At 62.8% G+C, this 13,475-nt stretch carries 12 protein-coding genes and 1 pseudogene; 7 read left to right on the forward strand and 6 right to left on the reverse strand.

The features are described from left to right. The first annotated feature begins 89 nt into the window (after nt 1-89). A complete protein-coding gene (pdxR, locus tag NP534_RS04440) occupies nt 90-1,619 on the forward strand; it encodes a MocR-like pyridoxine biosynthesis transcription factor PdxR (protein ID WP_274097904.1) in 1,530 nt (509 codons plus the stop codon). A gap of 29 nt (nt 1,620-1,648) precedes the next feature. Here pdxR and NP534_RS04445 read toward each other — a convergent pair whose 3' ends face one another. The 4 genes from NP534_RS04445 to aspA form a co-directional block, all read right to left on the reverse strand. Then, a complete protein-coding gene (locus NP534_RS04445; RefSeq protein ID WP_274097905.1) occupies nt 1,649-2,752 on the reverse strand; it encodes a polyamine ABC transporter substrate-binding protein in 1,104 nt (367 codons plus the stop codon). Continuing rightward, complete coding sequence (locus NP534_RS04450) at nt 2,752-3,795, reverse strand: histone deacetylase family protein (protein WP_274097906.1); 1,044 nt, start codon at nt 3,793-3,795, stop codon at nt 2,752-2,754. Before NP534_RS04450 ends, NP534_RS04445 begins: the two co-directional genes overlap by 1 nt. Before the next feature lie 119 nt (nt 3,796-3,914). Next, complete coding sequence (locus NP534_RS04455; protein WP_033702385.1) at nt 3,915-4,907, reverse strand: AraC family transcriptional regulator; 993 nt, start codon at nt 4,905-4,907, stop codon at nt 3,915-3,917. A 176-nt stretch (nt 4,908-5,083) separates the two neighbouring features. Next, nucleotides 5,084-6,508, reverse strand: a complete 1,425-nt coding sequence (aspA, locus tag NP534_RS04460; RefSeq protein ID WP_033702596.1) for an aspartate ammonia-lyase — start codon at nt 6,506-6,508, stop codon at nt 5,084-5,086. Nucleotides 6,509-6,690: 182 nt separating this feature from the next. Between aspA and NP534_RS04465 the strand changes: the two genes are divergently transcribed. From NP534_RS04465 to NP534_RS04485, 5 genes are all read left to right on the forward strand, one after another. Continuing rightward, nucleotides 6,691-7,623 carry a LysR substrate-binding domain-containing protein gene (locus NP534_RS04465; RefSeq protein ID WP_274097907.1) on the forward strand — a complete coding sequence of 311 codons (933 nt, stop codon included), beginning with the start codon at nt 6,691-6,693 and terminating at the stop codon, nt 7,621-7,623. Between the two features lie 171 nt (nt 7,624-7,794). Further along, entirely contained in the window at nt 7,795-8,286 is a 492-nt protein-coding gene (gene purE, locus NP534_RS04470) for a 5-(carboxyamino)imidazole ribonucleotide mutase (protein WP_016489856.1), read from the forward strand. A 10-nt stretch (nt 8,287-8,296) separates the two neighbouring features. Beyond that, nucleotides 8,297-9,379 (forward strand): 5-(carboxyamino)imidazole ribonucleotide synthase, encoded by a 1,083-nt coding sequence (locus tag NP534_RS04475; RefSeq protein WP_274097908.1) that lies wholly within the window; start codon nt 8,297-8,299, stop codon nt 9,377-9,379. Nucleotides 9,380-9,475: 96 nt separating this feature from the next. Continuing rightward, on the forward strand, nt 9,476-9,721 hold the full coding sequence (locus tag NP534_RS04480; protein WP_033702379.1) for a GlsB/YeaQ/YmgE family stress response membrane protein: 246 nt from the start codon (nt 9,476-9,478) through the stop codon (nt 9,719-9,721). A 48-nt stretch (nt 9,722-9,769) separates the two neighbouring features. After that, complete coding sequence (locus tag NP534_RS04485; protein WP_162181159.1) at nt 9,770-10,303, forward strand: DUF3299 domain-containing protein; 534 nt, start codon at nt 9,770-9,772, stop codon at nt 10,301-10,303. A gap of 65 nt (nt 10,304-10,368) precedes the next feature. Here NP534_RS04485 and NP534_RS04490 read toward each other — a convergent pair whose 3' ends face one another. Together NP534_RS04490 and NP534_RS04495 are read right to left on the reverse strand one after the other, a co-directional pair. Beyond that, a complete protein-coding gene (locus NP534_RS04490; protein WP_274097909.1) occupies nt 10,369-11,265 on the reverse strand; it encodes a D-hexose-6-phosphate mutarotase in 897 nt (298 codons plus the stop codon). A gap of 71 nt (nt 11,266-11,336) precedes the next feature. Then, nucleotides 11,337-11,739: pseudogene (locus tag NP534_RS04495) on the reverse strand (acyl-CoA thioesterase). A 357-nt stretch (nt 11,740-12,096) separates the two neighbouring features. Here NP534_RS04495 and NP534_RS04500 point away from each other — a divergent pair. Then, complete coding sequence (locus NP534_RS04500; RefSeq protein ID WP_033702373.1) at nt 12,097-13,386, forward strand: MFS transporter; 1,290 nt, start codon at nt 12,097-12,099, stop codon at nt 13,384-13,386. Nucleotides 13,387-13,475 lie beyond the last annotated feature (89 nt).

Below are 13,475 nucleotides of genomic sequence, written 5' to 3' on the forward strand. Positions count from 1 at the left end.
GGCGGGTTCCTTGTCGAATGGCTCCATCCTAGGCAGGCTATTGGTTCTGTGTAAGATCCATTTATGACTGATTTGATAGGTCCAATACGGTGAACAAGCGCCCCCTCATATTGCCTTTCGACCCAGCTGGCATCGTGCTCGACCGCCGCCGCGGGCTAAGCCAGCAGCTCTACCAGGCTTTGCGTGCGCGGGTGCTGGATGGGCGCTTGAGCAGCGGCACGCGATTGCCGGCCAGCCGTGACCTGGCGGCGATACTGGCGCTGTCGCGCAACAGCGTGGTGCGTGCCTATGACCAGTTGTATGCCGAGGGGTATATCGAAAGCCGGGTGGGCGACGGCACCTATGTGACTCAGCTCGAAAAACTATCCACACAACTGTCCACAGGGTTATCCCTAGGGTTATCAACAGGTTTATCCACATTTTCTTCAGAAAAGGCTGAGGATTTATCCAGCTGTGTGCGCTCCAGCGAGCCGCTTGAGCGTCTGAAAAGTAACCACTTGCCCGTTCCTAGAAGTGGCGCCCCACGTGCGTTCAGGGTCGGCATCCCTGCCTTCGATCTGTTCCCGTTTGACGTGTGGGCCAAGCTGCAAGCGGCCTTCTGGCGTAACCCGGACCCTGCGCAGCTGGGTTACGGTGACCCGGCGGGTGAGCTGCAGCTTCGCGAGCTGATCGCGGCCTATCTGCGGCGTTCACGGGGCCTTTCGTGCACGGCTGAACAAATTGTGATCACCAGTGGTGCACAGCAGGCTATCAGCCTTTGTGCACAGTTGCTGTTGCAGCCTGGCGAGGGGGTGGCTGTGGAAAACCCTGGCTATCGGGCCGCCGGGCATACCTTTGCCGTGGCTGGGGGCAAGGTAGTGGGCGTACCGGTGGATGAAGAGGGGATGGACTGTGAGCGCCTCGTGCAACTGGCGAACTGCCGCCTGGCGTACGTCACGCCGGCGCATCAGTACCCCACCGGGGTGACCATGAGCCTGGCGCGACGGCTGGCATTGCTGGCCTGGGCCGAGCGCAACGATGGCTGGATCATCGAAGACGATTACGACGGCGAGTACCGCTTCAGCGGCGCGCCATTGGCACCGCTGGCGGCGCTGGACCGGCAGGGACGGGTGCTGTACGTCGGCACGTTCGGCAAAATTGCCTTTCCCGCGTTGCGTCTGGGCTACCTGGTGTTGCCTGCGCGCCTGGTACAGGCGTTCAGCCAGGGGCGGGCGCTGGCCATGCGGCATTCGGAGGTGGGCAGCCAGTGCGTGATGGCCGAGTTCATGGCCCATGGGCATTTCCAGCGCCACATCCGGCGTATGCGCCGGGCGGCGTTGAGTCGGCGCAATGTACTCAAGGCAGGCTGGCCGCTGGATGTGCCTGGGTTGGGCGGTATGCCGGAAGTCGCGGCGGGGCTGCATGTGAAGGTGGATGTGGATAACTTTGCGCGCGAGCAAGAGCTGGTCGCCACGGCAGAAGCGGTAGGGGTTGAGGTGAATCCGCTGAGTAGCTATTGGCTGGAGGACAGCCAGGTGCCTGTGGATAACCGCGCAGGGTTGGTACTGGGGTTTGCCGCAGTGCCAGAGGCCGACATTGCCAATGCGCTGATGCGCTTGCGTCGGGCCTGGAAAAAGTGAGCGGGGCCGCCTAGCGACCCCGCCACGGCTCAGGTGCCGGACTTGATGCGGGTCCAGGCTCTGGTGCGTGCCCGTTCGGCATCACGTGGCAGTGGCTTGAGGGTATACAGCTTGGCCATCGCCTCTGCCGTCGGGTACAGGTTGGGGTTATTGCGAATCGCTGGGCTGACCTTGTCGGTCGCGTCCTTGTTTGGGTTCGGATACCCGACAAAGTCGCTGATCGGCGCTATCACCTCGGGGCGCAGCAGGTAGTTGATGAACGTGTGAGCCTCTTGCGGGTTGGCGGCGTTTTTCGGAATCGCCAGCATGTCGAACCAGATCGGCGCACCTTCCTTGGGCAGGCGCATGTCGACCACCACGCCGTTCTTCGCATCGTGAGCCCGATTGGCGGCTTGCGAGAAGCTGCCGCTGTAGCCCACCGCCACGCAGATATCGCCATTGGCGATGTCGGCCATGTATTTGGAAGAGTGGAAGTAGGTGATGTGCGGGCGAATCTTAAGCAACAGCGCCTCGGCCTTCTTGTAGTCGTCGGGCTTGGCGCTGTTGGGGTCCAGCCCCAGGTACTTCAGGGCCAGCGGCAGAATCTCGGAAGGCGAATCGAGCAGGGCAACGCCACACTGCTTGAGCTTGGCGATGTTCTCTTCCTTGAAGATCAGGTCCCAGCTGTCCACGGGTGCGTTTTCACCGAGCGCCGCCTTGACCTTCGCCGGGTTGAAGCCGATCAGCACGGTGCCGTACATGTAGGGCACAGCAAACTTGTTGCCGGGGTCGTTGGCTTCGATCAGCTTCATCAGGGCCGGGTCCAGGTGTTGCCAGTTCGGCAGCTTGCTGCGGTCCAGCGGTTGGAACACACCGGCTTCGATCTGCTTGGCCAAGAACACGTTGGACGGCACCACCACGTCATAGCCGGAGTTACCGGTAAGCAGTTTGGCTTCCAGCGCCTCGTTGGTGTCGAAAATGTCGTAGATCAGCTTCACCCCGCTGTCTTTCTGGAAGTCGACCAAGGTCTGCGGGGTGATGTAGTCGAACCAGTTGTAGACGCGCAAGGTACGCTGCTCGGCCTGGGCCTGCAGGGCACCGGTGCACAGGGTGGCAGCGATTAACGGGGCGAGCAGACGCTTGAGTCGGGCCATTACCGGGCTCCTGGCTGGGCGTACTGGAAGCCTTCCAGCACATTGACCGCGTTGATACCGATTTCTTCCACAGCGTAGCCACCTTCCATCACGAACAGGGTCGGCTTGCCGAGCTGGGCGATGCGCTTGCCCATCGCCAGGTAGTCCGGGCTGTCCAGCTTGAACTGCGAGATAGGGTCGTCCTTGAAGGTGTCCACGCCCAGCGATATCACCAGCACATCGGCGTCGTAGTCGGCGATGCGCTGGCAGGCGTCCTCCAGTGCGGCGCTCCAGGCTGCCCAGTCACTGCCGGCCGGCAAAGGGTAGTTGATGTTGCAGCCTTCGCCGGCCCCTTCGCCGGTTTCGTCGGCGTAACCGAGGAAGAACGGGAACTCGGCTTGCGGGTCGCCATGAATCGAGGCAAACAACACATCGTTGCGGGCGTAGAAGATGTCCTGGGTGCCGTTGCCGTGGTGGTAGTCGACGTCGAGGATGGCGACTTTGCGGCGGCCCTGGTCAAGGAAGGCCTGGGCGGCGATGGCGGCATTGTTGAGGTAGCAGTAGCCGCCCATGACTTCGGCGGCGGCATGATGCCCTGGTGGGCGGCACAGAGCGAACGCCGAATAGGCGCCTTGCTGGATCGCCGCCTGGGCGGTGAGTGCGACCTGGGCGGCGCTGTAGGCAGCCTGCCAGGTACCGGCGGTGATCGGTGCGCCTGCGTCGAAGCTGTAGTAGCCGAGTTCACCATGCAGGCCGGTGGGTTTCACCTGGCGCAGGGTGCGGGCTGGCCAGGTGAAGGGCAGCAGGTCGCCGTCGTGGCCCAGTGCGGCCCAGCGCGCCCAGGCGCCCTCGAAGAAGTCCAGGTAGTCGGCGCTGTGGATTCGCAGCAGCGGTGCGCGGCCGAAGTCAGTCGGGCCCTGAATGTCGCCGAGCTGGCGTTTGTTCACTTGATCGAGCACATGGTCGGCGCGCGAAGGCATTTCGAAGCAGGGCATCAGCTTGCCGTCGATCAGCTCGCAGCGGCCGTGGTGCAGGCGGTGGTCATCGGAATAGATCGTCAGCATTGTTGTTCTCCGGTTGAACTGGCGTGGGCCCATTTTCAGTGCAGGCCCTGCCAGGGAGAACGACGCAAACGGCCAAAAGGGGATCGATGTGGCCAAGCTCGCTGGCCACTTTCGCGGGCTTACCCGCGAAAATGGCTAGGCGCCACACCGCTCCAGCGTTGGAAGGCATGGCGGAAGCTGGCGGTTTCGCTGAACCCCAAGGTTTCGGCAATGCGGTAGATCGGCATGTGCTCATCGGCCAGCAACTGCTTGGCCCGCTCGAAGCGCAGTTCATCGAGCAGCTGTTGATAACTGCTGCCAAGTGCCTGCAGGTGCCGGCGCAAGGTCCGCGATGAGCAGTTCATCTGCCGCGCCAGGCCCTCAAGCCCGGGGGCGGCGTCCAGTTGTTGAGCCAGCAGCTGGCGGATCCGCCCGAGCCAGGCCTGGCGCCCTGTGAACTCCAGGTTCAGGCGCCGGCAGCGCTCGCCCATGGCCTTGTGGGTAATGGGGTCGGCCAGCGGTAGCGGCATGTCCAGCCAACGCCGTTCGAAGGCAAAGGCGTTGTCCTCGGCAGCGAAGCCGATCGGGCATTGGAAGGCACGAGTATAAAGGCTGTGGTAGCCCGGCCGGGCATGTTCGAAACGGGTGCCGAGCAGCGGCAGTGGGCGGCCAAGCAGGTCGTCGCAGATCACTTTCAGCGAGACCAGGCAGAACTCGGCGTTGAAGGCGGTCAGCGCGGGGCTGTCACGGTAGTCGCTGGCGCTGAGCCAGACGCGCTGGCCATCGTCGATCAGGCGTAGCTCGAAGACTGTTCCCAGCAGTGCCGGAAAGCGAAGTGCCAGGCGCAGGGCGTCACCCAAAGTGGCACTGGAGAGCAGGGCGTAACCGAGCATGCCATAGCAGGACACATGCATGCGCTGGCCCAGCTCCAGGCCGATGTCTTCACGCCGAGCAACGGCATTGGCACACACCTGCAGCTCCTGCTGGGTGGTGATGCGCGCGTCGGCATGCCCCAGGTCCGCCGGGCCGATGCCACTGCCGGCCAGCAAGGCCGCCGCCTCGCAACCCTCTGCCTGGAAGACGTTGAGGATCAGCGAAACCGCGTTGAGGGTGGTCAGGTGGCTGTGCAGCATGCTCGGTATCCCGTTGGGTGGGATGCATTATGGAGCAAGTTGTGTGCCGGGATGCGCGGGTTGCACGGCGGCTCGAAACGCGCAGGCAAAAAAAAGGCCCGAAGCATGCGCTCGGGCCTTTGAAAGGTTGAGAGGTGTCTAGTCCCTCGACCTGGTGAGACAGGTGAAGCGGTCGGTTACGCCTTCAGCGGAACCAGACGCGGTGCGATCATGTTTTCCGGACGCAGGATGTCGTTGAGCATCTCTTCGTCCAGCAGCTTCTCTTCGCGCACCAGTTCAAGCACACCGCGGCCTGTTTCCAGGGCAACGCGGGCGATACGGGTGGCGTTTTCGTAGCCGATGTAAGGGTTCAGGGCGGTGACCAGGCCGATCGAGTGCTCGACCAGTTCACGGCAGCGCTGTTCGTTGGCAGTGATGCCGACGATGCAGTGCTCGCGCAGCATGTCCATGGCGCGCTGGAGCAGGCGGATCGAGTCGAAGATTTTGTAGGCGATCAGCGGCTCCATCACGTTCAGCTGCAGCTGGCCACCTTCGGCGGCGACGGTCAGGGCCAGGTCGTTGCCCATGATGGCGAAGGCCACCTGGTTGACGGCTTCCGGGATAACCGGGTTGACCTTGCCTGGCATGATCGAGCTGCCTGGCTGACGCGCTGGCAGGTTGATCTCGTTGATGCCGGTACGCGGGCCGCTGGACAGCAGGCGCAGGTCGTTGCAGATCTTCGACAGCTTGACCGCGGTACGCTTGAGCATGCCGGAGAACAGCACGAAGGCGCCCATGTCGGAGGTGGCTTCGATCAGGTCGGCAGCGGGTACCAGCGGCTGGCCGCTGATGGTCGCCAGGCGCTGAACGGCCAGCATCTGGTAACCAGGGTCGGCGTTGATGCCGGTACCGATGGCAGTACCACCCAGGTTGATTTCGGTCAGCAGCTCTGGCGCCAGCGAACGCAGACGGTTGAGGTCTTCGGTCATGGTGGTGGCGAAGGCGCGGAATTCCTGGCCCAGGGTCATCGGCACGGCGTCCTGCAGCTGGGTACGGCCCATCTTCAGTACGTGGTCGAATTCCTTGCCCTTGGCAGCGAAGGCCTGGATCAGGCTGTCGAGGCTGGCGAGCAGGGCGTCATGACCCAACAGCAGACCCAGACGGATAGCGGTCGGGTAGGCGTCGTTGGTCGACTGCGCCATGTTCACGTCGTTGTTCGGGTGCAGGTACTGGTACTCACCCTTCTGGTGGCCCATGGCCTCCAGCGCGATGTTGGCGATGACTTCGTTGGCGTTCATGTTGGTAGAGGTACCAGCACCGCCTTGAATCATGTCCACCACGAACTGCTCGTGGTAGTCGCCCTTGATCAGTCGTCCGCAAGCGGCGCTGATGGCGGCGTGCTTGGCATCGCTCAGGTGCCCCAGCTCTCGGTTGGCGTCAGCAGCAGCCTGCTTGACCATCGCCAGGCCCACTACCAGTTTCGGGTAGTGCGACAGCGGAACACCGGAGAGGTGGAAGTTGTTGGCAGCGCGCAGGGTCTGGATGCCGTAGTAGGCATCAGCAGGAACTTCAAGGGTACCCAGCAGATCTTTTTCGACGCGGAACGATGCAGCGGAAGACATGATGTATATCATCTCGAATTTGACCCGGCACATGCCGGAATGGCGCTAATCCTAGGCCTGAAGAGGATTTTGCGGCCAATGCTGTTGCACGCTAACCTATGCACAAACGGCATAGTGTTTCATGTGACGCCAATTGACATTCGAGCGTGTTCCATTTTGGTGCATGCCGGGAGATGTGCTTCGTGAACCTGGAAAGCAAATGGCTGGAAGACTTCAGCGCCCTGGCCGCCACCCGCAGTTTTTCGCAGGCGGCAGAACGGCGTTTCGTCACTCAACCGGCCTTCAGTCGGCGTATTCGCAGCCTGGAAGCAGCCTTGGGCCTGCAGCTGGTGAACCGTTCCCGCACGCCGATTGAACTGACCGAGGCCGGGCAGCTTTTTTTGGTCACGGCGCGTACCGTTGTCGACCAGTTGGGCGAAATTCTGCGCCATTTGCATCACCTTGAAGGTGGCCAGGGCGAGGTGGTCCAGGTGGCAGCAGCACACTCACTGGCCTCGGGGTTTTTCCCGCGGTGGGTTGCCCAGTTGCGCAACGATGGCTTGAACATCGCCACCCGCCTGGTTGCGACTAACGTAGGGGATGCGGTGCATGCCCTGCGTGAAGGTGGTTGCGACCTGATGCTGGCCTTCTATGACCCCGACGCCGCGCTGCAGATGGACGCCGAAATCTTCCCCTCGCTGCACATGGGCAACACCGAAATGTTGCCGGTGTGTGCCGTCGATGCCGACGGGCAGCCATTGTTCGACCTGGAAGGCGAGGGCAGTGTGCCGCTGCTGGCCTATACCGCCGGCGCCTTCCTCGGCCGTTCGGTCAACCTGCTGCTGCGCCAGCGCAACCTGCGCTACACCACCGTTTATGAAACCGCCATGGCCGACAGCCTCAAGAGCATGGCGCTGGAAGGCATGGGCATCGCCTGGGTGCCACGCCTGTCGATGCGCGGCGAACTTGAACGCGGCGAGCTGGCGATCTGTGGCGGCAGCCAATGGCATGTCCCCCTGGAAATCCGCTTGTACCGCTGCGCCCTGGTGCGCAAGGCCAACGTGCGCTTGCTGTGGCGCAAGCTCGAAGGTGCAGCGGCGGTTGACCCAAAAGTCAGCCAAAGCCCCGAAAAATAGGGCCGACAGTTGGTCGCCGGGGGTGCCAGCATCGCCCTGGGTTACGGTATACTGCGCGGCCTTTCGACCGGATAGCTCCGGTCCTGATCAGCAAACAAGCCACGCCGGTCGTCCCGCGTGGCTTGTTGTTTTTTGACGCGCCCAAGGGCGCACAAGCGAAGAGGCTCGACGATGAGTGCACTGGTTGGCGTGATCATGGGCTCCAAGTCCGATTGGTCCACCCTTAGCCACACCGCCGATATGCTGGAAAAACTCGGCATTCCCTACGAAGTTAAGGTGGTTTCTGCTCACCGTACTCCGGATCTGCTGTTCCAGTATGCCGAAGAGGCCGAAGGCCGTGGCATCGAGGTGATCATCGCCGGTGCCGGTGGCGCAGCCCACCTGCCAGGCATGTGCGCCGCCAAGACCCACCTGCCGGTGCTGGGCGTGCCGGTACAGTCGTCGATGCTGTCGGGCGTCGATTCGCTGCTGTCGATCGTGCAGATGCCTGCCGGCGTACCGGTCGCGACCCTGGCCATCGGCCGGGCTGGCGCGATCAACGCGGCACTGCTGTCGGCGAGCATCCTGGGCGCCAAGTACCCCCAGTACCACGCGGCGCTCAAGCAGTTCCGCACGGAACAGACCGACACCGTGCTGGACAATCCAGACCCGCGCCAGGCTTGAGGCTGACCCCATGAAGATCGGTGTAATCGGTGGTGGCCAGCTCGGCCGCATGCTGGCTCTGGCGGGTACTCCGCTGGGCATGAACTTCGCTTTCCTCGACCCGGCACCCGATGCTTGCGCCGCGCCGCTGGGCGAGCACCTGCGCGCCGACTACGGTGACCAGGACCATCTGCGCCAGCTGGCCGACGAAGTCGACCTGGTGACCTTCGAGTTCGAAAGCGTTCCGGCCGAAACCGTAGCGTTTCTCTCGCAGTTCGTCCCGGTCTACCCCAGTGCCGAGGCACTGCGCATTGCCCGTGACCGGCTGTTCGAGAAGAGCATGTTCCGTGACCTGGGCATCCCCACCCCGGCCTTCGCCGACATTCTCTCCCAGGCCGACCTGGACGCGGCAGTCGCCAGCATCGGCCTGCCGGCCGTGCTCAAGACCCGCACCCTGGGCTACGACGGCAAGGGCCAGAAGGTCTTGCGCAGCGCTGAAGACGTGGTCGATACCTTCGCCGAGCTGGGCAGCGTGCCTTGCCTGCTGGAAGGCTTCGTGCCGTTCACCGGCGAAGTCTCGCTGGTGGCCGTGCGTGGCCGCGACGGTGAAACCCGCTTCTATCCGTTGGTGCACAACACCCACGACAGCGGCATCCTGCGCCTGTCGGTGGCCAGCGCAGCGCACCCGCTGCAGGCCCTGGCCGAAGACTACGTCGGCCGCGTGCTGCAGCAGCTGGACTACGTGGGCGTGATGGCCTTCGAGTTCTTCGAAGTCGACGGTGGCCTGAAGGCCAACGAAATCGCCCCGCGTGTGCACAACTCCGGGCACTGGACCATCGAAGGCGCCGAGTGCAGCCAGTTCGAGAACCACCTGCGTGCCGTGGCCGGCCTGCCGTTGGGTTCAACCGCCAAGGTCGGTGAGAGCGCCATGCTCAACTTCATCGGCGAAGTGCCGGCGGTGGACAAGGTGGTTGCCATCGGCGACTGCCACCTGCACCACTACGGCAAGGCCTTCAAGGTCGGGCGCAAGGTTGGCCATGCCACCCTGCGCTGCCATGACATGGCCACCCTCGAGCGCAAGATCGCCGAGGTAGAGGCTTTGATCGCCGGCTGATCGAACTTCTGCGTGCTACCTGCCCTCTGAAATGGCAACAAGTCAAAGCGCTGTCTAGGCTTTGGCTTGTTCCATTTTCACTGCAGAGGGATTGCCATGGGCATCATCGGGACCATCTTCATAGGCCTTATCGTCGGGCTGCTGGCGCGTTTCATCAAGCCAGGGGACGACAGCATGGGCTGGATCATGACCATCCTGCTGGGTATCGCAGGCTCCTTGCTCGCCACCTACGGCGGCCAGGCGCTGGGCATTTATCAGGCCGGGCAGGCGGCAGGTTTCTTGGGGGCACTGGTCGGTGCCGTCGTCCTTCTGGTGATCTACGGATTGATCAGAAAGCGCTGAATACCGTTTAGAATGCCCGGCAATTCATCCGAGTTGCCGAGCATTGCCATGCGTGCCTTTTTTCTTATCCCCTTGCTTCTGGCCAGCACCCTGGCCCGTGCCGAGCTGCCTGAAACCGACTGGCTGGAGCTGATGCCCAAGTCGGACCAGAAGGCTCTCGAACAGATGCCCGAAATCGATCACGACTCGCCGGAGGCCCTGGGCACCTTCACCGACAAAGGCGGCCTAAAGCAGAGCAAGGGCTTGCCGGCGGTGATGTACTCGACCAAGACCGTGGCGGCCATGAACGGCAAGGACATCCGCCTGGGCGGCTACCCGGTGCCGCTGGAAAGCGATGCCAAGGGCAACAGCACCTTGTTCTTCCTGGTGCCATACCCTGGCGCGTGCATCCATGTGCCGCCACCGCCACCGAACCAGCTGGTGCTGGTGCGTTATCCGAAGGGGCTGAAGATCGATGACATCTACACGCCGCTGTGGGTCAGCGGGGCATTGAAGGTGGAGAAGGTCAGCAACGACCTGGCCGATGCAGCCTATGCCCTGGATGCGCAGAAGGTGAGGGTGGTGGAAGAAGCTGATCTCTGAGGTTGCCTGTACCGGCCTCTTCGCGGGCTTGCCCCGCGAAGAGGCCGGCAAAGTCACCGCAAGGCTCAGATGGCTTCACTGCCGATACTGACACTCAGCGAGCAAGTCGCCCCAGGCTTCAGCTCCACCACGTCATCCCACACATTGGCCGTCTCGATGCACAGCATTCGCTGCCATCCGTCATCGGCCATGTCCGCCAGCTCCTGGGCCCGCTCGGTCCACGGGTTCCAGATCACCGCCGAGCGTGAGCCGCTGCTGGTCAAGGTAATCCGCCGCTGCCAATGCGGGTCGACAATGCTCAGGGTTTGCGGGGTGGCGAGGTAAATCCGGTCGGTCTCCCCGGCAAACCCCAGCGGCCCTTGCTGCTGGCGCTGTTCCCAGTCAGCCAAGGTCTCGACATAGCCCAGCCCCTCGACCCCTTCGACCCGCGCCTGGCACACATCGCTCACCGCAAAGTAGCTGTGCAGGGCCTGGCTGAGGGTGACAGGGGTATTGCCCATGTTGCGGCTGGTCAGGCTCAGCGCCAGGCACTCGCCGAGTTCCACCACCAGTTTCAGCTGCACATCATGGGGCCAGCCGGGCAGGTCGCCCTGGGCTTCGGGCAGTTCGAACTCGATGCGCAGGCCATCGCCCACTTCCTCGATACCCAGCAACTGCCAATCACGCGCGCGTGCCAGGCCGTGGGCGGGCGCCTGCTCGCCGCGGTACATGGTCTGCACGGCCTGGGGGTTGCGTTGCAGGTTGCCGAACCAGGGCCAGCACACCGGTACACCGGCGCGTACCGACTTGCCCTGGCGGAAAATGGCCTGATCGCTCAGCCACAGCAGCGGCGGCTCGCCCACACGCTGGTAGCTGAGGATCTGCGCACCCTGCTGGGCGATCAGTAGTTCGGCACGCTCGCTGGTGATGCGCCAGCAGTTGAGTTCGCCGTGTTGCTCGGTGTCGACCTTGAAGGTAGCCATTGCGTTCGTCTCATTGATTGCCAGTGGGCCTTGGACCCGGGCATATGCAATGAGTTTAACGCTGGCTGGGCTTAGCGACGAGGCACGGAGCGAGTGCGGCCACTGCCATCAATGGCGACGAACACGAAGACCGCTTCGGTCACCTTGCGCCATTCGCTGGACAGCGGGTCGTCACTCCAGACTTCGACCATCATCTGGATCGAGCTGCGGCCGATCTCCAGGGTCTGGGTATAGAACGACAGCTGCGCGCCCACGGCTACCGGGACCAGGAAGGCCATGCGGTCGGTCGATGGCCACCGTGGCCACACGGCCGCCAGCGACGCGGCTGGCCATGGCGGTGCCGGCCAGGTCCATCTGGGCAACCAGCCAGCCGCCAAAGATGTCGCCGAAGCCGTTGGTCTCACGAGGGAGTGCGGTGATCTGCAAGGCCAGGTCGCCTTGCGGGATTGGATCTTCTTGTTCGAGCTCAATCATGCGATGGGGCCTCTGACCCGTGACGCTTTTCGTTGGTGTGGCGCAAAGGCCGGGTAAACGATTCAGCTGGAAACATACTACGCCGATTTCGTTTCACTGGGCGGCCGTAGGGAAACTCTGCGAAACCGCCTGACATAAAGACCGGCGTTTTCGCACAACATCCCACGCTTGGAGCAACCTTTTCCTACGAATGGCCAGTATATAGAGCATAACGGCCAGCGACGACCGCGCATTCATGAATATCTGTATGGATTTTGTATCGCTTTCGGCGCGGCTCGGCAATTTGCTATCTTCGCCCGTCTACCAATCCAGAAGTCGCGCACCCAGCGGCCTGCATGACCTACAAGAGAAAGACCGATGACCTCCGTGCCGAGCAGTATCGAGCAGCCTTCGCGGCCGCTGACCCGCAGCGACTACAAGACCCTTTCACTGTCCGCACTGGGCGGTGCCCTGGAGTTCTACGACTTCATCATCTTCGTGTTCTTCGCTACGGTGGTCGGCAAGCTGTTCTTCCCGGCCGACATGCCTGAATGGCTACGCCTGATGCAGACCTTCGGCATTTTCGCTGCCGGCTACCTGGCGCGGCCGCTGGGTGGCATCGTCATGGCGCACTTCGGCGACCTGCTGGGGCGCAAGAAGATGTTCACCCTGAGCATCTTCATGATGGCCCTGCCGACCCTGATCATGGGCCTGCTGCCCACTTATGCACAGATCGGCCTGTGGGCGCCGATCTTGCTGCTGTTGATGCGCGTGATCCAGGGCGCGGCGATTGGCGGTGAGGTGCCGGGGGCCTGGGTGTTCGTCTCCGAGCACGTCCCTGCACGCAATACCGGTTACGCCTGCGGCACGCTGACGGCCGGCCTGACTTCGGGCATCTTGCTCGGCTCGCTGGTCGCCACGCTGATCAACAGTGTCTATACCCCTGGCGAAGTGGCCGATTACGCTTGGCGTATCCCGTTCCTGCTGGGGGGGGTGTTCGGCCTGTTCTCGGTGTACCTGCGCCGCTGGTTGCACGAAACCCCGGTGTTCGCCGAGATGCAGCAGCGCAAGGCCCTGGCCGAAGAGTTGCCGCTGCGTGCGGTGCTGCGTGACCACCGTGGCGCGATCGTCCTGTCGATGCTGCTGACCTGGCTGCTGTCGGCCGGCATCGTGGTGGTGATCCTGATGACCCCGGCGCTGCTGCAGAGCTTCTATCAGGTCAGCCCGACCGACTCGCTCAAGGCCAACAGCCTGGCCATCGTCCTGCTCAGCCTCGGCTGCATCGCTGCCGGCCGCCTGGCCGACCGCTTCGGCGCCGGGCGCGTGTTCATCGTTGGCAGCCTGCTGCTGCTGGCCAGCTCCTGGACCTTCTACCACAGCCTGCCAACCCGCCCCGACCTGCTGTTCCCGCTGTATGCGCTGACCGGTTTGTGCGTCGGTATCGTCGGCGCCGTGCCCTACGTGATGGTCAAGGCCTTCCCGCCGGTGGTGCGTTTCAGCGGCTTGTCGTTCTCCTACAACATGGCCTACGCCATCTTCGGTGGGTTGACGCCGATGGTGGTAACCGCGCTGTTGAAGGTCAGCCCAATGGCGCCGGCTTATTATGTGGCGGGGCTGTGTGCCGTCGGGCTGGTGGTAGGGCTATATCTGTTCGCCAACAAGCGTTAATGAGTGAAATTTCTGCGGGTGCAATTATATCGAACAAGAAATTGCCCCATGGAGCAACTTCCACGTCATTGATTGAGTAATGGACTCTG

Origin of the sequence: Pseudomonas sp. 39004, from assembly GCF_028682155.1 — a bacterium.
Taxonomy (GTDB): domain Bacteria; phylum Pseudomonadota; class Gammaproteobacteria; order Pseudomonadales; family Pseudomonadaceae; genus Aquipseudomonas; species Aquipseudomonas capeferrum.